Raw genomic sequence first — 22,706 nt, 5'->3', positions numbered from 1 at the left:
CTCAGGCCGTGCTCAGCGAACTCGGCTGCAGGCCCTTGCTGGGAAAGGGCGTCACGATGTCCAGATCCAGGTCGGCGGGCAGGTGCAGGGCGGCGACCCGGGCTTCGACGAAGGCGCGCATTTCCTGACGGAAGCGCTTGGTGGCGAAGCGCTCGGCATTCTGCCGGCACGCCTGCTGGCTGATCGGCGTTTCCAGGGCCTCGAACTGGCGCACGGCGGCGCATAGCGAGGCGGTGGTCTGCTCCGGATAGAAGACGCCGGTCGGCTGTTGCGTGTCCAGGCCGCGCACGGTTTCCAGGACGCCACCCCGGCCATAGGCGATGACGGGGGTACCGCAGGCCTGGGCTTCGATGGGGGTGATGCCGAAATCTTCCTCGGCGGCAAAGACGAAGGCCCGCGCCCGGCGCATGTGGTCCAGCAGGCAGTCGAAGTCCTGGTAGCCCAGCATGGTGACGTTGGGGCCGGCGACTTCCTTGGCCTTCTCGAATTCGGGGCCGGCGCCGATCACCACCAGCTTCTTGTCGGGCATCGAGCTGAAGGCTTCGACGATCATCGGCATGCGCTTGTAGGGCACCATGCGCGACGCCGTGAGATAGAAGTCCTCCTTGCCGCCGCTGGGGGTGAAGCGACTGATGTCGACCGGCGGATAGATGACCTTGGCTTCGCGGCGATAGGCCTTGCTTATGCGCCGGGCGATGAAGTGGGAGTTGGCGACGAAGGCGTCCACGCCCGCGGCGGTGCGCTGATCCCAGATGCGGACGTAGTGCAGGATGACCCGCGCCAGCTTGCCCTTGAGGCCGCGGTCGAGACCGGCTTCCTTGAGGTACTGGTGCTGCAGGTCCCAGGCGTAGCGGATGGGCGAGTGGACGTAGCTGATGTGCAGCTGGTCCGGACCGGTCAGGACGCCCTTGGCCACCGCATGGCTGCTGGAGATGATCAGGTCGTAGCCGGACAGGTCGAGTTGCTCGATGGCGTGCGGCATCAGCGGCAGGTAGGTCTGATAGCGCTTCTTGGCCTGGGGCAGGCGCTGAATGAAGGTGGTGGTCGCCTGCTTGCCCTGCAATAGCGCCCGATCCTCGTCCGAGAGGAAGTCGATCACGCTGAACAGGTCCGCCTCCGGCCAGATGTCGAGCAGTTCGGCAAGCACGCGTTCGGCGCCAGCAAAGGTTACCAACCAATCGTGAACGATGGCGATTTTCATGTCGTCTTCCTTAAGCGTGAAATGAAATCAAGTGCTGGTGCTGATTCAGGGAGTGCGGGTCTTTCTGGTCACTGCATATCCCCAGGGCAGCCGGGTGATCTCGATGCTGTCCGAAGGGCTGTCGAGCTCGTGCAACTTGATGGTTGGGCTTGGTGCAAAGACGGTGTCTGTTGCAGGCGTTTCGCAAGCAGCGGCGTTATCCGGACATTCCGCGGTCGCTGCCGCGGTGTCGTCCGAGCCGCCTTGCAGGAGGTGGCATTCAGCGACCTGAAGGACGCGCCCGGACGTTCTCGTGTCGTTGTCGAGCGTCAGGGGTACCGGGGAACGGCTCTGGCCTGCCATGGCGTTGCTTGTCTCTTCCATGAGTTCTTGATCGCTGAATTATTGTTCTGTGGTCGTTTCAGGCGGCCCTGGCCGTGGCCTTCGAGGAGCTCGCCAGGGCGCTGTCCAGCAGGTCGGAGACCTTGCTTGCCGAGGTCTGCCAGTTGAAGCGCTGGATGTTGGCCAGGCCCTTGGCGCGGAGCGCCTCCCTGAGCGGTGCGTCCTGCAGGATGGTGCGCATCGCCTGGGTGATGCTGGCCGTCTCGTAGGGGTCGAAATAGAGGACGCTGTCCTGCAGGACTTCCGGCATGGAGGCGGTATTGGCCGAGATCACCGGGCAGCCGCAGGCCTGGGCTTCGAGGGGCGGGATGCCGAATCCCTCGTAGAGCGACGGAAAGACGAAGGCGGTGGCCTGGCGATACTGGCGCGCCAGTTCGGCATCGTCGATGCGGCCGAGCAGCTTGACCCGCGGATCCCTGGCGGCCAGGGTCGCCAGATCGCTCTGGCCGAACACGGCGTGGCTGTCGCCGACGATGCGCAATTCGACCTTGAGGTCCCGCGGCAGGGCGGCGAAGGCTTCCAGCATCCGCGAGAAGTTCTTGTGGTAGCTGGGCGAGGACACCGCCAGCAGATAGGGGGTGTCGGCGCTGTCGAGCCGCGGCGCCAGGGTGAAGGCATCGGCGACGGCATTGGGCACGACCGTGATCGAGTCGCTCGGGTAGCGATAGAAGCGCGAGATCTCGTCCCGGGAGAATTCACTCACGGTGATCAGGGCATTCGAACGCTTGAGCAGCATGGGGATCAGGCAGCGGTACGAGGTGCGGAATTTCCACGAATAACTCTCGGGAAAGCGCACGTAGTTGATGTCGTGGTGGGTGGCGATCTGGTTGGTGTAGAGCAGTGGCGCCGTGCTGCACAGCGACAGCAGCAGGGGGCTGCCCTGGCTCTTCAGCCAGTTCGGCAGGTCCCATTGCTCCCAGCGCTGGCCCTGGCGGGTGCCGATGATCTCGATGTTCAGCCGCTTGGCCACGTCGGGCCTGACGACGCCGGGCGGCGCGACGAAGCGCAGGTCGGATCGCAGCTTCGCCAGCTCCAGCGAGATGCATTCCGCGAAGCGCTGGACGCCGCGAAGATCCTGGGTGATGAAGCGGGAATTGACGATGATCATGATTCTGCCCGTTGCCGTGACCTGAGGTGGATCAGTTGGAAAGCTGTGTGTGAGGTACGTGAAGCTGCCTAGCGGAGCCGTGTTGCGCCTTGCCCAGGACGTCCTCGAAGAGCGCCAGGTACTGGTCGAGCATGGTGTCCATGCTCAGCAGGTCGGCCACCGCGGTGCGACTCAGCAGACTCAGGCGCTTGCGCAGCTCGGCATCGTCATGCAGGCACTGCAGGGCGCGGCCCAGGGAGTCGCGGTCGTCAGGGTTGCAGAGCAGGCCGTTGACGCCATCGCGGACGATCTCCGGCAGGCCGCCCATGCGGCTGGCGATGACCGGCTTCTGGAAGGCGCAGGCCTCGACGGCGACCATGCCGAAGGGCTCGGCCCACAGCGACGGCGCGACGAAGACGTCGATGTTCTGGTAGAAGGCCTCGGGCTTCTGATAGCCGACGAAGCTGACCTTTTGCGGATCGGCCATGGCCTTGAGCTGGGTTTCGTAATCCAGCTGGCCCTTGCCGGCGATGGTCAGGGTCGCGTTGAGCGACAGCCGCTGGAACTGCTCGATCAGCCAGCCCACGCCCTTGTTCTCCGACAGGGTGCCCATGTAGCCGAAGCGGACGACGCCGTCCGGACTGGGGGTCGCGGTCTCGGCATTGCTGCCGGCGATCAGGCTGGCGTTATGGATGACCTGGCGCGGAACGCCGCCGAAGTAGCCCTTGTTGACGATGGTATCCAGCAGGTAGCGACTGACGCCGACGACGGCATCCACCTTGGCGGACTGCTCGGCGTGGGGCCGGCGCAGGGCCGCGCAGCTGCCACAGAGTTTCTGGCAGCTCTGGCCCTTCTTGAACAGGGTGTTCTTCGGGCACAGCAGGTACATGTCGTGCAGCACCTGCACGATGGGGACGCCGCTGGCACGGATCTCGTCCCAGGCCGCGACCGACCAGCCGGACAGGTTGTGGCACACCACCAGGTCCGGCTTTTCCTGTTGCAGCACCTGGCGCAGGGGCGCCCGCATCGCGCTGTTGTACTGGTCGCGAAAGTGCCAGCCGAAGCGCGCCAGCGGACCGGGGCGCTGCTGGGTCAGGGGCCAGTAGAAATTCTTCAGCCCGGCGCGATAGACGCGAACGTCGTTCACCGTCTCCTGCCGCACACCCTGCTCGGGACCGGTCACCAGCACGGCCACGTCGTGACCGCGCTGCTGGAAGCCTTCCACGCTGCGTTGCAGGATGAGCTCCGCGCCACCGCCCACATGGGGCGGATAGAAGCTGTTGAGAAAGAGCAGTTTCATAGCGGATAGCTGCGGTTTATCCCCAGCGCGCCGGTTTCGCCGTCCTGGACCGCCTGCCGGATCAGCGCCAGGCGCTGACGGCTCTTGTCGTCACGGGCGAACCACTTGAGCAGGGTGTGGAAGACGTAGCGGTTGAGGCTGTACATCGGCCGGGAGCTGGCCCAGACGTTCTTGTCGAACCAGGCCTGGTTGCGCGCGGCGTAGTAGGCACGGAAGTCCGAGCCGGCCTGCAGGTAGTTCTGATAGACGTTGCTGGTGCCTTCCTTGATGTTCCAGGAGTGCTCCAGTTCTTCGAGTTCCGCCTCGGTGACCATGAACAGCTTTCCGCCGGCCTGGGTGATGCGATAGGTGTACTCGGTGTCGTCGGAGTAGAGCACCAGCTCGCGCAGGGGCAGGCCGATGCGCTCGTAGAGGCTGCGGTGGGCGAGCATGCCGCCATAGGGGGCGAAGGGCAGCTCGACCAGGGCTTCCGGCTGACCACCGCGCGGACGGCCCCAGGGCAGGCGGCGCCAGATCTTGTAGGGGATGCGGGCCACGTGGAAGCCGAAGTAGCTCGAACGCGGCTGGGTGATCATCCGGATCGGGATGCACTGGGCGATATCGGCCTGTTGGGTCGGCCGATAGCCGAGCACGGCGACCTTGTCGCGACCGTGGACGGCGCCGAGTTCGTCGAGGCGACGGTGCAGCACGTCGAGGGCATCGCCCAGGGGCGCGTTGTCGTCGTCCATCATCCAGATATGGGTGGTATCGGTGGCCAGGGCGGCTTCCAGGGCCACGGCGTAACCGTTGGCGGAACCGGTGTTCTCGCTCAGGTTGATCACCTTGACCTGACCGGGCCAGCGGGTTTCGAGGCTATCCAGCGACACCGTGGCCGCATTGCTCACCACGACGACCTGGTGAATGGTGCGTTCGGCCAGGGCGCGGGTGACCAGCTGCTCCAGATAGCCGAGGCGATTGCCGTAGGTGACGGTAACGACCGTGGTCTTGCATTGCATGAACAGATTCCTCCAAAGGGCCTTACAGTTCTTGGTCAGGCGCGCAGCCGCTGGTTGACGGTGGCGACTGCCGACAGTTGATCAAGAGCGACGCTGACCCGTTGTTCGCGTTGCAGGATGCGCAGCAGGATGATGGCCCGTTCGTTGCCATCGGCACCCAGGAACACGGCGTCCATTTCCAGCTCCTGGCTGTACTGCACCCGCACGGTCTCACCGGGCTGATGGCTGGGTGCAGGCTCCGCCAGCGCGGTGAGGCGCTGGCGGATATCGTCGATGATGCCTTCGCTCACGGCCGTCGGCTGGGTGCCGAAACTGACGATCCGATTGACGCCGCGCGTCGAGCGGATGGGGTACCAGTTGTCGTTCACGTCGTTGAGCTGAATGAACAGATACCCCGGGAACAGCGACTCGCTGCCGCTCGCGCGACTTCTGCCGGAGGCCTGGCGCTCGCGCTGGGGCCGGAAGCAGACATAACCCTGTCTGCTCAGGTTTTCTTCGGCGCGGACTTCCTGGTTGGGCTTGGTCTGCACCAGATACCAGTGACCGGCGGGATGGGCGAGCGTCATGGGCGAGTTCCTTCTCTAGGAGCAGTCAGGTGCGGCGGAGCGGCGTATCAGGTACGGGGGCCGTATTCGTAGTAGCCGTAGACGCCATCGTCTTCCATGGACGTCGAGGCCTTGCGCTGCACACCGTTGAGGATGGCGCCCTTGATGGTGATGCCGTTCTGGGCGAAGCGCCGACGGGAGTTCTCCACCGCCTTGAGGGTGCTCTGACCGAAACGGGTGACCAGCAGGGTGGTGCCGGCGAGGCGACCCACCAGGGCGGCATCGGTCACCGCCAGGATCGGCGGGGTATCGATGATGACCAGGTCGTAGAGGCTGCCCACTTCGTCCAGCAGACGGGAGAAGTTGGCGTGCATCAGCAGCTCCGAGGGGTTCGGCGCGGCCTGGCCACAGCTGATGATGTCCAGTTGGGCGATGCCGCTCGGCACGATGGTTTCACGCAGCTTGCTGCGACCGGTCAGCAGCTCGGACAGGCCGGCTTGCGGTTGCAGGCCGAACACGCGATGCAGATAGCCCTTGCGCATGTCGGCGTCGATCAGCAGCACGCGCTGACCCGACTGGGCGACCACGGTGGCGAGGTTGCTGGAAACGAAGGATTTGCCGACGCCCGGGGTCGGGCTGGAAATCATAATCACCCGGTTCTTGGCTTCCAGCATGGCGAAGTGCAGGCTGGATCTCAGGCTGCGCAGGGATTCCACCGCCAGGTTGGCCGGTTGCACCACGCTCAGCAGGTTGGGTTCGCCGGTACGGGTCTTCTTCTTCAGGCGACGATTCAGACGCTCCTGGTCCTTGGTGAAGGGCAGGGTGGAATAGACCGGCAGGCCGATCTGTTCGACGGTGTCGGGATTCTCGATGCCCTTCTGGAAGGCCTGGCGGACGAACACCACCACCACCGAGGTCACCAGACCCAGCAGCAGCGACAGGATCAGCGCGATCTTGCGATTGGTGGCCGGCTCGTCGAGGTTGACGTCGGCATTGTCGACCAGGCGCACGTTGCCGATGGTGCCGGCGCGGATGATGTCCTGTTCCTGGGCCTGGTTCAGCAGCAGCTGATAGGTCTGGTTGGTGACCTTCATGTCGCGGTTCAGGCGCAGCAGCTCCTGCTGGGTGCTGGGCAGGGCTTCCACCTTGCGCTGCAGACTGCGTTTTTCCACTTCCAGCTGGGCGAGCTGGTTCAGCAAGGTCTTGTAGCTGGGGTGATCGCGGGTATAGAGGCGATCGTATTCGGCCTGCTTGAGCTTGAGCTGGGAGATGGAGGTGTCGAGGGTGACGATCTTGTCCAGGACGGCCTTGGTTTCCAGGCTGATGTCCACGGAGCGGCTGTTGGTCTGATAGCTGTTCAGGGCCGCTTCGGCGCTTTCCAGATCCTTGCGCACCGCCGGCAGCTGGCCGCGCAGGAAGTCCAGGCGCTGGGCGGCTTCCGCCGAGCTGCGCTCGACGTTCTGCATGACGTACAGGCGGCTGATCTCGGACAGGACGCTCTTGGCCAGGTCGGGATTCTCGTCCGCCAGGGACAGGTAGATGATCCCCGATTCCTTGCCGGCTTCGCTGGTCTTGATGCGATTCTGATAGAGCTGTGCGGTGGTGATGACGCGATTGCGGGTCACCTTGAATTCGGTGCCGGGGCGCGCGGTCAGGGTCTTGATCTGCATGCGATAGCCGTTACCGGCGGCCATCTGGCCGACCTGGCCGTCGAGCAGGGGCTGCTTGTCCTTGTCCAGCAGGCGATAGCGGCCGTTGCTGCCGGCGACCACCGTCAGGGTCTCGCCATACATGTCGTCCGGGACGTCGAACTGGAAGACGTCGATCTGCTCGCCGCCCCAGGCGAAGCCGCGCAGTTGCGGCCAGCTGTCCGCCAGCTGACCTGGCTTCTCGGCTTCGTAGTGGCGCCACAGGTAGTGGCCGATCAGCGGGAAGAAGCGCGGCTTGGCTTCGATGTCCAGGCGCAGATTCTCCACGGTCTTGGTCAGCACCGCGCGCGACTTCAGCAGCTCGATCTCGGCCACGGCCGGCGAGGCCGAATTGGGTCGCACCACGGTCTCGGCGACCGCCGTGAGCGCATTCTTCTTGGGTTCGATCTGGATCATCGCGCCGGCGACGTACTGCGGGGTGGACAGCACGGCGTAGGCGATGCCCACGGCCAGAAAGCCCGCAGTGATGCCTGCGATCAGCTTCTTGTGGTCAAGAAGCGTGAGGGCCATCGTCTTGAGATCCAGATGTTGTTCTTCGTGTTGTTCGAACGAAGAGCGCTGCATGACGGTCATTGGGGTCCCTTCCTTTTAGCTGGATACCTGGCAGCCGTAAAGCTGCGCTGTGTAAGTTCAGTAGGTGACGCGTTTGGGGGCGAAGCGTCGGCCGATGTTGAGGGTGATGTTGCTTACCGCCCGCAGAAGCGCCTTGACCTTCTGCGTCGGTGGAATCGAGGACAGCGAAAGACTCAGGACCTGGCGCAGGAAGAAGACATGCAGGTCGCGCTCGCCCAGCCGGTAGTAGTAGTTGGCCAGGCAGTACTGGGTGTGGAGATCCATCTGCAGGCGCTTCTGGCTGGCACGCATGGAAAAGATCCCGCCCTCGTGCACGCGGTAGGCGGCGGGGCGGATCTCCTCCATGAACTTGCCCTTGCCGTGGGCACCCAGCAGCGACCACCAGACGATGTCCATGAGCGCAGCGGTTTCCAGCTCCGGCGGCAATTCGCGCAGGACGTTGCGGAAGCAGGCGGTCAGGGTGGACAGCGGCAGCGCCTTCTTCAGCTCAGTTTCGCTGCGGTCGTAGTGATCCTGGCCACCGAACCGCTGCGGATTGACGATCCCCTTGCTGTTGAAGGCATAGGAGGCGTGGAAGGTCAGGGCGTAGTCCCGGTTGTTCTCCAGGAAGTCCACCTGCAGCTGCAGCTTGCGCGGATCGTTCCAGTAGTCGTCGCCTTCGCAGTAGGCGATGTAGTCGCCGCGGGCGTGCTGGAACACCGGCATGCCATAGGGCTTGCCCTGGCTGTACTGGTTTTCCTTTTGCAGGATCAGGCGGATCAGCCGGGGATAGCGACTCTCGTAGTCCTTGAGAATTTCCCGGGTGCCATCGGTCGAGGCGTCGTCGTTGACGATGATCTCGAAGGGGAAATCGGTCTGCTGGCGCAGGAAGCCGTCGATGGCCTGGCCGATGTACTCGCGATGGTTGAAGGTCAGGCAGACGATGCTGGCGACCGGCCGACTGCAATCCGTCGGCCAGTTCTTCATGATCTCTGCTTCGGTCCGAGCGTCCATGTCAGATACCTGCTTTGTAGAGTTGGGAAAACAGGCGCGAGCGGGTCTGTTTCGGAGAACAGAGCACGTAGCTCAGCGCCATCAGCACCAGGGTCAGGCCACCGCCCAAGGCGAGGGTGGCCAGGATCGAGAACCGCTCCTGCGGTTGAATCTCTTGGTACAGCAGCTTGCTCAGGCCCACGCCGATGGCGGTCACCACCACGGCCACCAGCAGGTCCTGGTTCCAGTAGCGCTGCAGATTCGGCGCGAAGCGGCCGTGGACGATCATCGGCCAGATCACGAAGGGGATCAGGCGCATGAAGAACCAGGCCAGCGCTGCGCCATAGACGCCGTAGTGCAGGACCACCAGGATCACGATGGGCACCGAGATGGCCGCGGATACCAGGCTGTACCAGACGTGCAGGCGCAACTTGCCGTAGGCGTACTGCAGATAGAACTGGAACTGGCTCAGGGCGAGCAGCGCCGAGCCCAGGGCGTACCAGAACAGGATCGGCTCGCTCCAGTGGGCGGAGACCTTGTCGCCGGTCCAGGCAAAGACCAGCGCCTCGCCATGGAAGGCCACCATGGCCGCCAGCGGCAGCAGGATGGCGAAGGCGAAGCGCGCCGCGTTGCGATAGAGCCGTTCCAGTTCGAGCGGTTTGTCCTGGGACACCAGCACCGTCATGCGCGGCAGCAGCGCCTGCACCAGCGGATTGGTCAGGGTGACGATACCGGTGGAGATCAGCGCCACCAGGCTGAAGTAGCCGTACTCGGCCAGGGGCAGCGCCTTGGACAGCACCAGCTTGTCGAGCTGGGTCAGGGCGATCCACAGGATCGAGGTAAAGGACATGCTCAGGGCGAAGGGCACGATGGGCTTGACCCGCTGCCAGTCGAAGCCGCTCCACCAGGTGGGGTTGGGCAGCAGCCGATAGGCCTTGAGCGCATAGACCAGCATCTCGAACACGGCGACGAAGGCCTGGAACACAAAGAAGTCCAGCGGCTCCTGGGAAATCCACATCACCAGGATCAGGCCGCCGAAGTAGCGGACGGTGGCGATCAGCACATTGACCAGATTCAGCCAGCCGTGCAGCTCGACCCCCTGGACGCCGCTCTTGTACAGCGTCGACAGCAGGCGGAAGGCGATCATCAGCCCCATCAGTCCGATGCAGTGGGCCACGGTCTCGGTGGGCAGCCCCTGGACATTGAGCCAGTGACCCGCCATCCACTCCGAGTTCAGCTCGATGGCGACAAAGGCCAGGGTCGCCAGGGGGATGAAGATGAATTCCAGCGAGCGCAGCAGCTGGCCGCGGGTGCGCCCGGCACCGGTCTGGCCACGGCCATGGGCGACATCGCGCACCAGGGACGCGGAAATGCCGACGTCGAGGAGTTGCAGCCAGGTCTGCAGCACGGCGAAGAAGCCGATCAGACCATAGGTTTCGGCACCCAGATGACCGAGATACATCGGCTGGATCAAGATGCCGATCAGCAGCGCATAGGCTTGGCCGGCATAGTTGATCAGGGTGTTGCGCAACACCGACACTTTCGCGGGACTGGTCATGGGAGATAGCGGGCCAGGGTCAAATTAGAGCAGGAGAGGAGTCGCCGGGAAAATCCCAGCTCGGCAGCAGCTGTGCCGGAGTGATGAGTGCCCGCAGGGATTCTATGCTGGTCTTTTTCTGCTGCGCGAGGAGCAGGGTGTCGATCAGCAGGTCCTGGGTCGCCTGCGGCAGGTCCGGATAGAGCGGCACGCAGAGGATGCGGTGGCTCAGCTTGCGTGAGACCGGCTTGATCGCCTGGGGCTGCAGGTAATCCAGGGTTTCCAGCGACGGATAGAAGTAGCGGCGCGGATTGATGCCGACGGCGTTCAGCGCCTTCTTGGTGTCCAGCAGACTCGGCTCGTCGCGCAGGGCCACCGGGAAGTAGCTGTAGTTCAGCTGGGTGCCGTAGGTGGGCCGCTGCAGGTCGAAGGTGCCCTGCAGGCGTCTCTCATAGTGCTGACCGATGACGGCGCGGCGGGCCAGGATGTCTTCCAGCTCGTCGAGGATGCACAGCCCCATGGCCGCGGAGACCTCGTTGAGCTTGGCGTTGATGCCCACGCCTTCGATGCGCTCGGCATCGACGATGCCGAAGTTGATCATGCGGCGGACGCGCTCGGCGAGTTCGTCATCCTCGGTGATGATCGCGCCGCCTTCGATGGTGTGGAACAGCTTGGTGGCGTGGAAGCTGACGGTGGTGATGTCGCCCCACTGCAGGACCGAGCGGCCTTCGAACAGGGTGCCGAAGGCATGGGCGCCGTCGTAGACGACCTTCAGGCCGTGGCGGTTGGCGACCTGCTGCAGGCCGCGGACATCGCAGGGATTGCCGAACACGTGGGTGGCGACGATGGCCGAGGTGTCATGCTCGATGGCGGCTTCGACGTTGGCCGGATCCAGGTTCCAGGTTTCCGGATGGATGTCGGCGAACACCGGCCGAATCCCTTCCCAGTGCAGGGTGCTGGTGGTGGCGACGAAGCTGAACGGCGTGGTGATGGCGCTGCCGGTCAGGCCCAGGGCGCGGTAGGCGACCTGCAGGGCCAGGGTACCGTTGTTGACCAGGATGATGTTTCTGACGCCCAGGTAGTCGCGCAGACGCTCTTCGAGCTGAGCGTGCAGAGGGCCCTGGTTGGTGATCCAGTTGTTGGCGTAGATCTTGTCGATATACGCCTTGAAGCGTTCCTTATCGCCAAGGTAGGGCTTGGTCACATTGATCATGATCCGGTACCTGCTTATCGAGTCCTTGATACGTGTCGGTTCGGTCAAGCGTGTTCGGCGACCGGACTGGCCGGTTGCCGGAAGGCGGCGCCGGGCTTGTCCAGACGTTCCAGAACCGACTCCAGGGCCTCGCGACTGGCATCGTTGTGGAACTGCCAGACCCCGTAGATGCGTCCGGAAAAGGACGCCTCGCTCCCCAGGCGGGGATCCACTGCCAATCCCGAGCCCAGGCCGAACAGGTGCAGGCCCTTGAGGCGCTGGCCATGCTGGTCCAGCGGGCTGCCGGCGGCATCGGAGTCCAGCCCGCCGCGCAGGGTGCGCAGGGTCAGCGGACGGCCGTCCTGGCAGCGCAGTTCGGGCACGACGGGCTGGTAACCCATGCCCTGCACCAGCAGGGCGGCGCTGTCGAACAGCGTCTGGGCGCTGGCGAGTTGTTCGGCGCTGCCATCCAGTTGCAGCGTCTTGACCTTGACCGGGGTACCGCCGATGCCCTGACCGGCAAGGACCTGGCGGCCGATCTCGTGGGCACGGTAGCGCAGTCCGCCGGAGCGGTTGACCCGCTTGGAGATGGGGCAGATGTCCTGCAGCGGGTCGAAGGGGTAGCCGGCGGCCAGAGCTTCGGCGGCGGTCTCGTAGAACAGCCGGATCGGTGAGCGATGGACCAGGGTCAGTTCGCGCAGACCATCGTGGTGCAGGGCGCTGGCCAGGTTGTCGAGGGCGGAGAAGGCGCTGTGAGAACCCCCGACCACGCAGATCGGACCGCCATCCTTGAGGCGGGCCCGATAGCGCTGGCGCAGGGCTTCGGGTTGCAGGCGCAGCAGATTGTCGGAGCTGTCGATCGAGGCACTCTGGGGCAGTTGCAGGCCCATGGCCTGGATGCTTTCTTCGAAGCTGTGGCGGGTCTGCTTGCCGCCCAGGTTCAGCACCAGGCTGGAGGTGCGGACGCGGCGGATGGCGCCGGCCTGTTCCAGCCAGACGACATAGCTCGAACCTTCGCAGGTCACTTCGGTGATGCGGGTCTGGCGCCAGGTAGGGATGCCGTACTGGCGTTCGAGCCATGGCAGGACCAGGCCGGCGGCCTGCTGGAAGAGCTGGCCGACGATGGGCAGCGCCGGTGCTTCCTGGGAATTCAGCTTGAGGTGGCGAAAGGTCGGGGACGCTTGCAGCGGGGCCAGAATGGGCGCCAGCAGCGGATCGCGCAGGCAGTCCAGAAAGACGTCGCTCACCGAGTTGGCGATGATCTGATAGTCACCCAGCTTGCCGGCACCGAGTTCGGTCCCGGCATCGACGATGATGGTGCCGGCCTGGGCGAGTTGCTCCAGAGCACCGCGCTTGATGGCATTGAACAGGAATCCCAGGCCTGCCGGACCGGCGCCGCCTATTAGACATCCTAATGTCGATTCCGATAGATCATTCCTTGCCATCGGGGCATCCTCTCTGTGCGCCTTCAGGGCGCAATTAACGTGATTGAAACTGGCTTTCACAGTGCCCGGCAGTCAGCAAAAAATGCAGCGGATCGTTTTAATCTTTATTGACTTAATGACCGTCTGATGAACGTCGGTCAGTACCTGTTTTAACCCTTGCCAATAATTAATCCGCCAGTGTCGGCAGCAGAAGTAAGAGAACTTGCTCGAAGCTGTCTGCCAGGCACTTTCTAAACTAAACCGGGCCAGGTCGCCGGTGACGGCGGCAGGCCGAAGTAGGCCTGGCTGAGCCACTTGCCGGCCTGCTGTAGGCAGGGTTGAAGTTGCCTGGGTGAAAAGAATTAAGTCCCGCTCGGGTGACATCCCTGTAGTCCTGCAGGTGCTCGCTGGCACGGTGATCGTCCCCTTCTGTCCAGCACCGGGCATGGCTACCGCACAGGTTTGCCGTGACTTGGGTGGTAACCAGTCCGGTTGGGACATGGCTACCGCACGGGTTTGCACCTGGACGGGATGAACAGAGGGTTATTTACCGATATCAAGACCTGACGATGTTTGAGCAGGAACTTGAGAAGCCATCGGCGAGACGCAGAGGAGGGGGGAGGTAATGCTGTCTTCCCTGACCTGAACGGCGGCTGGTTCAGCGCGCAATGCCAGCGCTACTTCGAACTTGTCGCAATGATTGTCAAAAGGGTTAGCACTGTCAACGCGAGGTCCGGAGGGGAAATCCGGCCAGCGAGACGGCTATCGGCGCTGTTGTTATCGAGGAATCGCCGGCCAAATGAGGTGTGCTTGGCAAAAAATCGTCCAGCTCCGCGGCTTTTGGTGAAGGGGGTCGCAAAGCGCCTACTGTCGAGGTTGATAAGTGTGACGAATATTTTGGCGATTGGTTAACAGAACCCGGGTGCCTGGTAGACGACCGGCGAGCACGAAAAAATCAGCCCTTCAGCATTTGGTATTACTGACTTCACGGCTTGCCTGACCAGCCTTCCAGCAGCGAGGGAAGTTCGCTCAGACTGCGGATCTCCGCATCCGGCTTGCCAGGACCCTGCCAGGAGTTCTGCAAGGGGTTGAACCAGACGGCGCGGATGCCGGCGCGCTGGGCGCCGGCGACATCGTCCACGGGATTGTCGCCCACGTGCACGGTGGCGTCGGCGGCGATGCCGGTGAGACGCAGGGCCTCGCGGAAAGGCGTGGGGTCGGGTTTGCCGACGCCCAGCTGCTCGGCATTCAGGGCGAAGCGGAAGTAGTCGGCCAGGCCGATGGTCTGGACGTCCGCATTGCCATTGGTCAGCACCCCCAGGGTATAGCGATCGGCGAGGCGTTCCAGGGTGGGGTGGACATCGTCGAACAGGGTGACCTGCTGGCGGGCGGCCAGATAGACCGCGAAGCCCGCCTCGGCCAGCTGGGCAGCCTCGGGTTCGCCATAGCCGGCATCGAGCAGCGCCTGATGGATGACCCGGCGGCGCATCTCGCTGACCCGGTGCTTGAGACCGGCGTCCTCTTGCAGCAGGCGATCGCGGATCGCCCAGAGATGCTCGACCGGAACGCTGCCCAGCCGCGGTGCGGAGGTGGCGAACCAGTCACGCAGCAGGGCTTCGGCGGAATGAATGACCGGCGCGATTTCCCAGAGGGTGTCGTCGAGGTCGAAGGTCACGAGGCGAATCGTCATCGGCTGGCCTTGCGCTTGGCGCGGGGGTGCGCCTTGTCATAGACCTCGGCGAGTTGGCCGAAGTCCAGGTGGGTGTAGATCTGGGTGGTGGCGATGTCGGCGTGGCCGAGCAACTCCTGCACCGCGCGCAGATCGCCGGAGGCGCTGAGCATGTGGCTGGCGAAGCTGTGCCTGAGCATGTGCGGATGCAGGTGCTGGCCCAGTTCACGGACGCCAGCCTCGCGCACCCGCAGCTGTACCGCGCGGGGCGTCAGGCGCAGACCGCGCTGGCCGATGAACAGGGCGTCGTCGCGCGGAGCGGCCTGCAGCCGGACCTTGAGCCAGGCCTCCAGGGCATCCCGGGCCTTGCTGCCGATGGGCAGCACCCGCTCCTTGTTGCCCTTGCCGCGCACCTGGACCAGCCCCTGGGCCAGATCCACGTCCGCGAGGTCCAGTCCGACCAGCTCGGAGAGTCGCAGTCCAGAGCTGTAGAACAGCTCCAGCAGCGCCTGATCACGCAGGCCGAGGAAGTCGTCCTCCACGGCGCCATCGAGCAGCTGCATGGAGCGGTCGACATCGAGCACCTTGGGCAGCGCCTTCTGTGCCTTGGGGGGCGTGAGTCCATGGGCCGGATCCTGGCTGCAGTGGCCTTCGCGGATCAGGTAGAGATAGAAGCCGCGGCAGGCCGACAGCAGCCGCGCCAGACTGCGACTGGAGGCGCCGGCCCGATGCAGCTGGGCGATCAGGGCGCGCAGGCGGCGACTGTCCAGGCCGCCCCAGTCGCTCAGGCCTTCGGCTTCGACGAAGGTCAGCAGCTTGCGCAGGTCACGCCGGTAGCCGTCGAGCGTGTGGGGCGAAACCTGGCGCTCCAGCCGCAGGTGGTCGAGATAGGCATCGAGCTGGACCTGCATGCTCCGCTCCCGGGCTCAGCGCACCGTACGCAAGGGGACGGGAAAGCGCGGCAGGACCCGCGCCAGGACTTCCGCCACGTGGCTGAGGAACAGTGTCCCCAGGCTGCTGCGATAGTGCTGGGGATCGGGGCTGCCGATCGCCAGGACGCCATGCAGACCCTGATGGGAGAGGGCGGCGACAGCCGCGGAGCCGACCTCTTCCTTGGCCGAGTCGCCGAACAAAAAGGCCAGTTCGTGGGCGCGCAGGACACCGCTGGTGGTCTTCTCGCCGCCCAGCAGGCCGCCGATCACCTTTTGTGCTTCAGCGGGCGTGACGCTGCGGCCGACCGGCAGGGGATGCTCGTGGAACAGGATGAGGCCGACGTAGGGCACCTTGAATTCATGGCGCAGGCTGTCCTCGACGGTGCCTATCACCTCTTCGAGGCTGTTGGCATCGAGCAGGCCGATGATCAGCCGCCGGGTCTTGTCGAACAACCGGTCGTTGTCCCGCGCCACGTCCATCAGGTGGGCGAGGCGATGGCGCATCTCGCCATTGCGATCGCGCAAGAGACCCAGTTGCCGTTCGACCAGGGAGATGGCGGTGCCCCGCTGATGGGGCACGCGCATCTCTGCCAGCAGCTCTTCACGATCGGCGAAGAAGTGCGGATGGTCCAGAAGCCAGTCGGCGACCTGGTCCGCGGTCAGTTCGGGGGTGTCGCTCATACTCTTACCTGGCCTTCGTAGACACGGGTGGCCGGACCGGTCATGAGCACCGATTGACCGACGCCGTCCCACTCGATGTTGAGCAGGCCGCCCGGCAATTCGATGCTGACCGGCGATTTCAGCCAGCCCTGGCGGATCCCGGCGACCGCGGCGGCGCAGGCGCCGGTGCCGCAGGCGCGGGTTTCGCCGACGCCACGCTCCCAGACCCGCAGGCGGGCGCGCTGGGCGTCGATGATCTGCAGGAAGCCGATGTTGGCCTTTTGCGGAAAGCGCGGATGGCACTCCAGCTGGGGACCAAGGGTGAGCACCGGTGCCTGGTCGACGTCGGCGACCCGCAGCACGCCATGGGGATTGCCCATGGAAACCACCGTCAGTTCGACCGTCTCGCCCTCGACCTGGACGGGATGACTCAGGGTCTCCGCCTCGGCGAGGAAGGGGATCTCGGCCGGCTGCAGGCGCGGTGCGCCCATGTCGACGCGGACCTGGCCGTCGCCCTTGAGGTGCAACTCGATGATGCCGCCCTTGGTTTCGACGCGGATCTGCTTCTTGACCGTCAGGCGCTTGTCGAAGACGAAGCGGGCGAAGCAGCGGGCGCCATTGCCGCACTGTTCGACCTCGGAGCCATCGGCGTTGAAGATGCGATAGCGAAAGTCCACGTCCGGGGTGCTGGGGGTCTCGACGATCAGCAGCTGGTCGAAGCCGACACCGGTCTTGCGGTCACCCCACAGACGGACGTGCTTGGGCTGGATGTGCGCGTGCTGGCTGATCAGGTCGAGGACCATGAAGTCGTTGCCCAGACCGTGCATCTTGGTGAAGCGCAGTTGCATGGAACTCCCCTCAGGCCGGCAGCCGGCTCTCGCCTGCGAAGAGTTCTTCCAGCGTCTCGCGCCGACGGACCAGGTGCGCCTGGTCGCCATCCACCATCACCTCGGCCGCACGGCCACGGGTGTTGTAGTTGGAACTCATGGTGAAGCCATAGGCCCCGGCGGAGCGGATGGCCAGCAGATCGCCTTCGGCCAGCACCAGCTCGCGGTCCTTGGCGAGGAAGTCGCCGGTCTCGCAGATGGGGCCGACCAGGTCGTAGCGGCGGGCTTGGCCCTGGCGCGCGGTCACCGGCTCCACCGCCATCCAGGCCTGGTACAGCGCCGGACGGATCAGATCGTTCATCGCCGCGTCGACGATGGCGAAGTCCTTGTGAGCGGTGTGCTTGAGGTATTCCACGCGGGTCAGCAGGATGCCGGCGTTGGCGACGATGAAGCGGCCGGGTTCGAACACCAGGGTCAGGTTGCGCCCGGCGGTGCGTTCGCGGATGGCCAGGATGTAGTCGCCGGCCAGCGGCGGCTGCTCGTCGCGATAGCGCACGCCCAGGCCGCCACCGAGGTCCAGGTGGCGCAGGACGATACCGCGCTCGGCGAGGCGATCGATCAGCGCCAGCAGGCGGTCGAGGGCGTCGAGGAAGGGCGGCAGGGTGGTGAGCTGGGAGCCGATATGGCAGTCCACCCCGAGAATCTGCAGATTCGGCAGCTCGGCGGCGCGGGCGTAGACCGCCTCGGCGTCGGCGATGTCGATGCCGAACTTGTTTTCCTTGAGACCGGTGGAGATGTAGGGGTGGGTACCGGCGTCGACGTCGGGATTGACCCGCAGCGAGATCGGCGCGACCACACCCAGCTCCGCGGCCACCTGCTGCAGCCGTTCCAGCTCGTCGGTGGATTCGACGTTGAAGCAGTGCACGCCCACTTCCAGGGCGCGGCGCATGTCGTCGCGGGTCTTGCCGACCCCGGAGAACACCACCCGGTGCGGATCGCCACCGGCGGCCAGGACGCGCTCCAGTTCGCCGCGGGAAACGATATCGAAGCCGGCGCCGAGACGGGCCAGGACATTGAGCACGCCGAGATTGGAGTTGGCCTTGACGGCAAAGCAGACCAGGTGCGGCAGACCGGCCAGTGCATCGGTATAGGCGCGGTACTGGCCCTCGATGTGCGCTCGCGAGTAGACGTAGGCGGGGGTGCCGAATTCCTGCGCCACGGCGCTCAAGGCTACCCCTTCCGCATGCAGTTCACCTGCACGGACAGCGAAGACTTCCATGGTGGCTCCCTAGAACACGTCGTGGCGGTGTTCTTTGGCGGCTTTCTGGTCGTCGGGCAGGTACAGCGGGCCTTTCTGACCGCAGCCGGCCAGCAGGCAGGCGCAGGCGATGAAGAGGAGAGACAGGCGCTTCATGACGCTAAACCTTTATTCAGGCGAATATTGCCCGGAGTATAACGGGGTTGAGCGACTCTTTGACACGCCCGGATGGCTGAAGCGCAGCTGCCGGCAGCCGCCGCGACTGGACGCCATCCGGACGGCCCGCTACCGTGCGGCGATTGTTTCCCTTCTTTCGAGGATCGTCATGAGCCGGCTCAGCGAAGCGCAATTCCACCACCTCGTCGACCAGACCCAGCGCCAGGTCGAAGACGCCTATGACGACAGCGGGCTGGACCTCGATCTGGAAAATGCCGGTGGCGTGCTGACGATCAAGTTCGACAACGGCAGCCAGGTCATCCTCAGCCGCCAGCCCCCGCTGGTGCAGCTCTGGGTGGCGGCGCGGTCGGGCGGCTATCACTTCGACTGGGATGGCCAGAGCTGGATCTGCGACACCTCGTCCGAGACCCTCGGCGCGCTGCTGGTGCGGGTGACCCTGGAGCAGACCGGCGAGAGCCTGGCCCTGCCCGGGCTATGACGACCTGCGGTCGGTGCGGCTTGACCGTTGCCGCGACCCCTGTGCTAGCGTGACCTGACGGCGCCTTTCGAGCGCCGTTTTCTTTTGCCGCTCGTATCGCGGCTTCCCACTGGGCGTCCGTTGCCCGTCATCCCGCTGGTCCGCCGCTGCTCGCGGCAGGGGCCACGTCGTCTCGTCCTCCAGGAGTCCGCCATGCGCCATGCATCGCCCATCACCGTTTCCGCCGTCGATCTGCCCCGTCTCGAACGCCTGCTCGACGCCCTGCCCGAATTCGGGCCCGTGGCCGAGGCCCTGGACGAGGAACTGGCCCAGGCGCGGGTAGTGGCGCCCGAGGAGATCGGTGCGGTGGTCACCATGAATTCACGGGTGCGTTGCCGCGAGACCGATACCGGCAAGGAGTACCAGGTGGTGCTGGTCTATCCGGAGGATGCCGGTGGCGAGGGGCGGGTCTCGGTGCTGGCGCCGGCCGGCAGCGCGCTGCTCGGGGCGACGCCTGGCGAGCACCTGAGCTGGCCGGTGCCCGGCGGCAAGGAGCAGCAGGTGGAACTGCTGGCATTGGAGCCGGCCGAGGCCTAATCGTCCGCGACCTCGGGCAGTTCCGGTAGAGCCCGCAGCAGGCGCTCGTAGTGGGCGCTGTCGAAGGGGCGATCGACGTCGAGCATGGCGGCGATCTCAAAGGACAGCGCCTGGGCCATCAGCAGCACCGCTTCCTCGCGGTCGTAGCCGACCAGGGTCAGCTTGTTGAGTACGGCCTGGACATAATCCGGCTCGCCGGCGGCGAGCTGGTTCTCCACCGCTTCGATCAGATGGGCGGACACGAAGGATTCTTCGTCATCGGCGTGGTCAATCATGTCTGGATACCTTTTGTTACAGTGCGACCCCTGATTCTGGCCTGGAGTCTTCTCGATGATCACCTGCTATCGCCTGTCCGCCGACGAGCTGGTCGCGCAGCCCTTGTCGCCGGGAGACCCGCTGCCCGCGGATCTGCTCTGGGTCGATCTGCTCGACCCCAGCGAGGCAGAGGAACGCTATCTCGAACAGGCGCTGGCGATGGACATCCCCACCCGGGAAGAAATCGCCGAGATCGAGGAATCCTCGCGACTCTACCAGACCGACCAGGCCCTGCACCTGACCACCACCGTGGTCAGCGGCTTCAGCGAGCATCAGCCGCAGGCCTCGGTGGTCAATTTCGTGCTGACGCCCGAGTGGCTGGTGACGGTGCGCTACGCCGAACTGGCCGCCTTCAAGGCCTTTCTCGGCAAGGCCCAGCAGCAGGCGAGCCAGCACTGCCGCAGCGATGTCATCTTCGCCTCGCTGCTGGACAGCCTGGTGGACCGCGTGGCCGACATCCTCGAATCGGTACAGGCGCATCTCAATCGCCTGGCCAAGGCGGTGTTTCGCGAACCCCTGGATCCCCATCAGGAAAAGCAGCCGAAGACCGACCTGCAATCCATCGTCAAGCAGCTCGGCCGCAGCAACCAGCTGCTGGCCCAGCTCAGCGAGAGTCTGCTGGGCATCAATCGCATCGTCTCCTACCTGCGGCGCGCGGGTGCCACCTGGATCTCCGGCACGGCCAAGACCTGGTTCAAGACGCTGGAACGCGACGTCCGCTCGCTGAGTGACTACCAGGCCAGGATGAACGGCGAGATAGGCTTTCTGCTCGACGCCACCCTGGGCCTGATCAGCGTGGAGCAGAACAACATCGTCAAGGTATTCACCATCGCCTCGGTGCTGTTCCTGCCACCGACCCTGGTGGGCACCATCTACGGCATGAACTTCAAGGTCATGCCGGAGCTGGACTGGCATTTCGGCTATCCGCTGGCGCTGGGCGCCATGGTGGTCTCGGCGCTGATTCCCTATGCCTGGTTCAAGTTTCGCCGCTGGCTGTAGCCGGCGGCATCCATCGCACCTCGAGGGGGCAAAGCTATGCGTATCGGATTCATCGGTCTGGGTGGCATGGGCCAGGGCATGGCCGCCAATCTGCTCAAGGCGGGCCATGAGCTGGTGGTCTGGAATCGCTCCCCGGAGCCGGTGCAGGGCCTGGTCGGGCAGGGTGCCTGCGCGGCGGCGTCGCCCGCGGAGGCCTTCGAGACCGAGGTGGTCTTCAGCATCCTGGCCAATGACGCGGCCACCCGCGAAGTGATCCTCGACAGCGGCGCCCTGCAGCAGGCACGGGCCGGGCTGGTCCACGTCAGCATGGCCACCCTGTCGGTGGCCCTGGTCGACGAACTGGTCGCCCGCCATGCCGAGGCGGGCGTGGGTTATGTGGCGGCGCCGGTGTTCGGGCGCACCGACGTGGCCGCCAGTGGCCAGCTCAACATCGTGGTGGCGGGCGAGGCCGAAGCGATCCAGCGCGTCCAGCCGCTGCTCGACGTCCTGGGGCGCAAGACCTGGCCGGTGGGCACGGAGCCGCGGCAGGCCAATGTGGTCAAGATCGCCGGCAACTTCATGATCGCCAGCGCCATCGAGACCATGGGCGAGAGTACCGCCCTGGCGCGCAGCTACGGCGTAGAGCCCGCAGCGCTGCTGGAGATCCTCACCAGCACCCTGTTCGCCGCGCCGGTGTACCAGAACTATGGCCGCCTGCTGACCGAGCGAAAGTTCTCGCCGGCGGCCTTCAAGCTCAGCCTGGGACTCAAGGACGTCGGCCTGGCCCTGGCGGCCGGTCAGGAAAAGGCGGTACCGCTACCCTTCGCCAGTGTCCTGAGAGACAACCTGCTGGAGGCCGTCGCCCAGGGCGAGGGCGATCTGGACTGGATCGCGCTGGGGCAGAGATCGCACAAGAAGGCCGGCCTCGACTGAGCGCCTGCCTACTTGCAGGCGGTGCCCAGCGCCGCCAGCGACAGCGGGTAGAACTGCAGGTTGTAGCCCGAGGTCTTGGCCTGGCTGCAGCGCTTGGTGCTGTAGAGGCCGTAGTCGATGATCATCACCGGCTTCTTCTGGGTGCGGAAGTAGCTGTAGGCGTTGCACTCGGCGTAGTCGTAGCAGCTCTCGTTGAGGGCGAAGTCGAACTTGCTGTACAGGCTCGGCACCAGGTCCACGGCGTTCTTCAGACCCACCAGCAGACTGCGCCTGTGCGCCTCGTCGGCCAGCCAGTTGAGGAAGTCCAGCTGCTGGGCCTTGGTCAGCTTGAGGCCGTTGGGATTGCTGAAGCCGTCGACGTTGTCCGGGTCCACGCCCTGGCAACCCTTCTGCACCGCCAGGTCCAGCCGCTTGGCCAGCAGGGCGCGGACGTCGGCACGGCGGATGTCCAGCCAGCGTTCCCCCGGCCAGGCGTCCAGCGCCTTGCCCAGGGCGGCCTTGGGATAGAGCGCGGCGTCGGGCCGCCAGTCTTCCCAGGTGCCGGCGCTGAAATAGCAGATCACCGTCTTCCCATTGCCTTTCAGGTTGGCGATCACCGCCTTGCTGGTGTCATAGAGATCGATGTCGTAGAGGGTGCGATTGGGCTTTTGCAGCACGCCGTTCAGCTGGACATGCCAGGTGAGCGTCTGTGGCAGCGGCGGCGGCAGGGCGGCCTGGCTGGAAGCCGCGGCGAACATTCCGCAAAGCAGGATGGAACAGGCTGAAAGGCGCATGAGACTTGACTCGAACGGCTGGTCAAGTCTCCAGTATCGGCTGCCGGGTCGCAGTCCTGAGCGCCAGTCGTCGTACCTATCAACGGCTGGTCGGCCGTCGTCTGACCGGCTTTCCGGCCCCCTTGCGCAGAGAGCCCTGGCCTAGAGCCCTTGTCTTCGGCTCAGGCGCCTGCGGGGCGGTGGAGTGCCCTTGCGCCCGTTCGCCCTGCCGATG

22 protein-coding genes are annotated in these 22,706 nt (G+C 64.9%); 4 read left to right on the top strand and 18 right to left on the bottom strand.

The genetic code is table 11. From position 1 onward, the window contains the following. Window position 1: 1 nt before the first annotated feature. The 16 genes from GSQ95_RS02240 to GSQ95_RS02165 form a co-directional block, all read right to left on the bottom strand. A complete protein-coding gene (locus GSQ95_RS02240) occupies window positions 2-1,201 on the bottom strand; it encodes a glycosyltransferase family 4 protein (RefSeq protein WP_158889718.1) in 1,200 nt (399 codons plus the stop codon). Window positions 1,202-1,601: 400 nt separating this feature from the next. Further along, entirely contained in the window at window positions 1,602-2,690 is a 1,089-nt protein-coding gene (locus GSQ95_RS02235) for a glycosyltransferase family 1 protein (RefSeq protein WP_158889720.1), read from the bottom strand. 31 nt (window positions 2,691-2,721) lie between these two features. After that, window positions 2,722-3,969 (bottom strand): glycosyltransferase family 4 protein, encoded by a 1,248-nt coding sequence (locus GSQ95_RS02230; RefSeq protein WP_158889722.1) that lies wholly within the window; start codon window positions 3,967-3,969, stop codon window positions 2,722-2,724. Continuing rightward, entirely contained in the window at window positions 3,966-4,964 is a 999-nt protein-coding gene (locus tag GSQ95_RS02225; protein ID WP_158889724.1) for a glycosyltransferase, read from the bottom strand. Before GSQ95_RS02225 ends, GSQ95_RS02230 begins: the two co-directional genes overlap by 4 nt. A 35-nt stretch (window positions 4,965-4,999) precedes the next feature. Further along, window positions 5,000-5,530: a transcription/translation regulatory transformer protein RfaH gene (gene rfaH, locus GSQ95_RS02220; RefSeq protein WP_158889726.1), complete on the bottom strand. Its 531-nt coding sequence runs from the start codon at window positions 5,528-5,530 to the stop codon at window positions 5,000-5,002. Window positions 5,531-5,577: 47 nt separating this feature from the next. Further along, window positions 5,578-7,791 carry a polysaccharide biosynthesis tyrosine autokinase gene (locus GSQ95_RS02215; protein ID WP_158889728.1) on the bottom strand — a complete coding sequence of 738 codons (2,214 nt, stop codon included), beginning with the start codon at window positions 7,789-7,791 and terminating at the stop codon, window positions 5,578-5,580. A 57-nt stretch (window positions 7,792-7,848) separates the two neighbouring features. Further along, complete coding sequence (locus tag GSQ95_RS02210) at window positions 7,849-8,784, bottom strand: glycosyltransferase (RefSeq protein ID WP_158889730.1); 936 nt, start codon at window positions 8,782-8,784, stop codon at window positions 7,849-7,851. 1 nt (window position 8,785) lies between these two features. Beyond that, on the bottom strand, window positions 8,786-10,321 hold the full coding sequence (locus GSQ95_RS02205; protein WP_158889732.1) for a lipopolysaccharide biosynthesis protein: 1,536 nt from the start codon (window positions 10,319-10,321) through the stop codon (window positions 8,786-8,788). A gap of 19 nt (window positions 10,322-10,340) precedes the next feature. Next, entirely contained in the window at window positions 10,341-11,513 is a 1,173-nt protein-coding gene (locus GSQ95_RS02200) for a DegT/DnrJ/EryC1/StrS aminotransferase family protein (protein ID WP_158889734.1), read from the bottom strand. A gap of 44 nt (window positions 11,514-11,557) precedes the next feature. Continuing rightward, window positions 11,558-12,937: a pyridine nucleotide-disulfide oxidoreductase gene (locus tag GSQ95_RS02195; protein WP_158889736.1), complete on the bottom strand. Its 1,380-nt coding sequence runs from the start codon at window positions 12,935-12,937 to the stop codon at window positions 11,558-11,560. A gap of 964 nt (window positions 12,938-13,901) precedes the next feature. Then, window positions 13,902-14,606 (bottom strand): HAD family hydrolase, encoded by a 705-nt coding sequence (locus GSQ95_RS02190; RefSeq protein WP_158889738.1) that lies wholly within the window; start codon window positions 14,604-14,606, stop codon window positions 13,902-13,904. Next, on the bottom strand, window positions 14,603-15,496 hold the full coding sequence (gene xerC, locus GSQ95_RS02185; RefSeq protein ID WP_133860439.1) for a tyrosine recombinase XerC: 894 nt from the start codon (window positions 15,494-15,496) through the stop codon (window positions 14,603-14,605). The genes GSQ95_RS02190 and xerC overlap by 4 nt, the downstream gene beginning before the upstream one ends. 15 nt (window positions 15,497-15,511) lie before the next feature. Next, window positions 15,512-16,198, bottom strand: a complete 687-nt coding sequence (locus GSQ95_RS02180; RefSeq protein WP_017639383.1) for a DUF484 family protein — start codon at window positions 16,196-16,198, stop codon at window positions 15,512-15,514. After that, window positions 16,195-17,025, bottom strand: a complete 831-nt coding sequence (dapF, locus tag GSQ95_RS02175; RefSeq protein WP_158889740.1) for a diaminopimelate epimerase — start codon at window positions 17,023-17,025, stop codon at window positions 16,195-16,197. Before dapF ends, GSQ95_RS02180 begins: the two co-directional genes overlap by 4 nt. A 10-nt stretch (window positions 17,026-17,035) precedes the next feature. Then, window positions 17,036-18,283 carry a diaminopimelate decarboxylase gene (lysA, locus tag GSQ95_RS02170; protein ID WP_158889742.1) on the bottom strand — a complete coding sequence of 416 codons (1,248 nt, stop codon included), beginning with the start codon at window positions 18,281-18,283 and terminating at the stop codon, window positions 17,036-17,038. 9 nt (window positions 18,284-18,292) lie between these two features. Continuing rightward, window positions 18,293-18,418: a lipoprotein gene (locus GSQ95_RS02165; RefSeq protein ID WP_007161378.1), complete on the bottom strand. Its 126-nt coding sequence runs from the start codon at window positions 18,416-18,418 to the stop codon at window positions 18,293-18,295. A 169-nt stretch (window positions 18,419-18,587) separates the two neighbouring features. Here GSQ95_RS02165 and cyaY point away from each other — a divergent pair, with 169 nt between their 5' ends. Continuing rightward, entirely contained in the window at window positions 18,588-18,917 is a 330-nt protein-coding gene (gene cyaY, locus GSQ95_RS02160; protein WP_158889744.1) for an iron donor protein CyaY, read from the top strand. A 192-nt stretch (window positions 18,918-19,109) separates the two neighbouring features. Continuing rightward, window positions 19,110-19,493 (top strand): nucleoside diphosphate kinase regulator, encoded by a 384-nt coding sequence (gene rnk, locus GSQ95_RS02155; protein WP_007161376.1) that lies wholly within the window; start codon window positions 19,110-19,112, stop codon window positions 19,491-19,493. On the opposite strand, the gene GSQ95_RS02150 is transcribed toward rnk, so the two are convergent. After that, window positions 19,490-19,768 (bottom strand): hypothetical protein, encoded by a 279-nt coding sequence (locus GSQ95_RS02150; protein WP_158889746.1) that lies wholly within the window; start codon window positions 19,766-19,768, stop codon window positions 19,490-19,492. The genes rnk and GSQ95_RS02150 overlap by 4 nt on opposite strands. A 55-nt stretch (window positions 19,769-19,823) precedes the next feature. Here GSQ95_RS02150 and GSQ95_RS02145 point away from each other — a divergent pair, with 55 nt between their 5' ends. Together GSQ95_RS02145 and GSQ95_RS02140 are read left to right on the top strand one after the other, a co-directional pair. Next, window positions 19,824-20,807, top strand: coding sequence for a magnesium transporter CorA family protein (locus GSQ95_RS02145; RefSeq protein ID WP_158889748.1), 984 nt, complete (start codon window positions 19,824-19,826; stop codon window positions 20,805-20,807). Between the two features lie 36 nt (window positions 20,808-20,843). Then, on the top strand, window positions 20,844-21,719 hold the full coding sequence (locus tag GSQ95_RS02140; RefSeq protein ID WP_158889750.1) for an NAD(P)-dependent oxidoreductase: 876 nt from the start codon (window positions 20,844-20,846) through the stop codon (window positions 21,717-21,719). Window positions 21,720-21,727: 8 nt separating this feature from the next. Here GSQ95_RS02140 and GSQ95_RS02135 read toward each other — a convergent pair whose 3' ends face one another. Then, a complete protein-coding gene (locus GSQ95_RS02135) occupies window positions 21,728-22,492 on the bottom strand; it encodes an endo alpha-1,4 polygalactosaminidase (RefSeq protein WP_256664451.1) in 765 nt (254 codons plus the stop codon). Window positions 22,493-22,706 lie beyond the last annotated feature (214 nt).

This window comes from Pseudomonas sp. BAV 4579 (assembly GCF_009765395.1).
In the GTDB taxonomy this organism is placed as follows: domain Bacteria; phylum Pseudomonadota; class Gammaproteobacteria; order Pseudomonadales; family Pseudomonadaceae; genus Chryseomonas; species Chryseomonas aestiva.
Note: the sequence above shows the minus strand (reverse complement) of the source record. Positions and strands in the feature narration are given on the sequence as shown.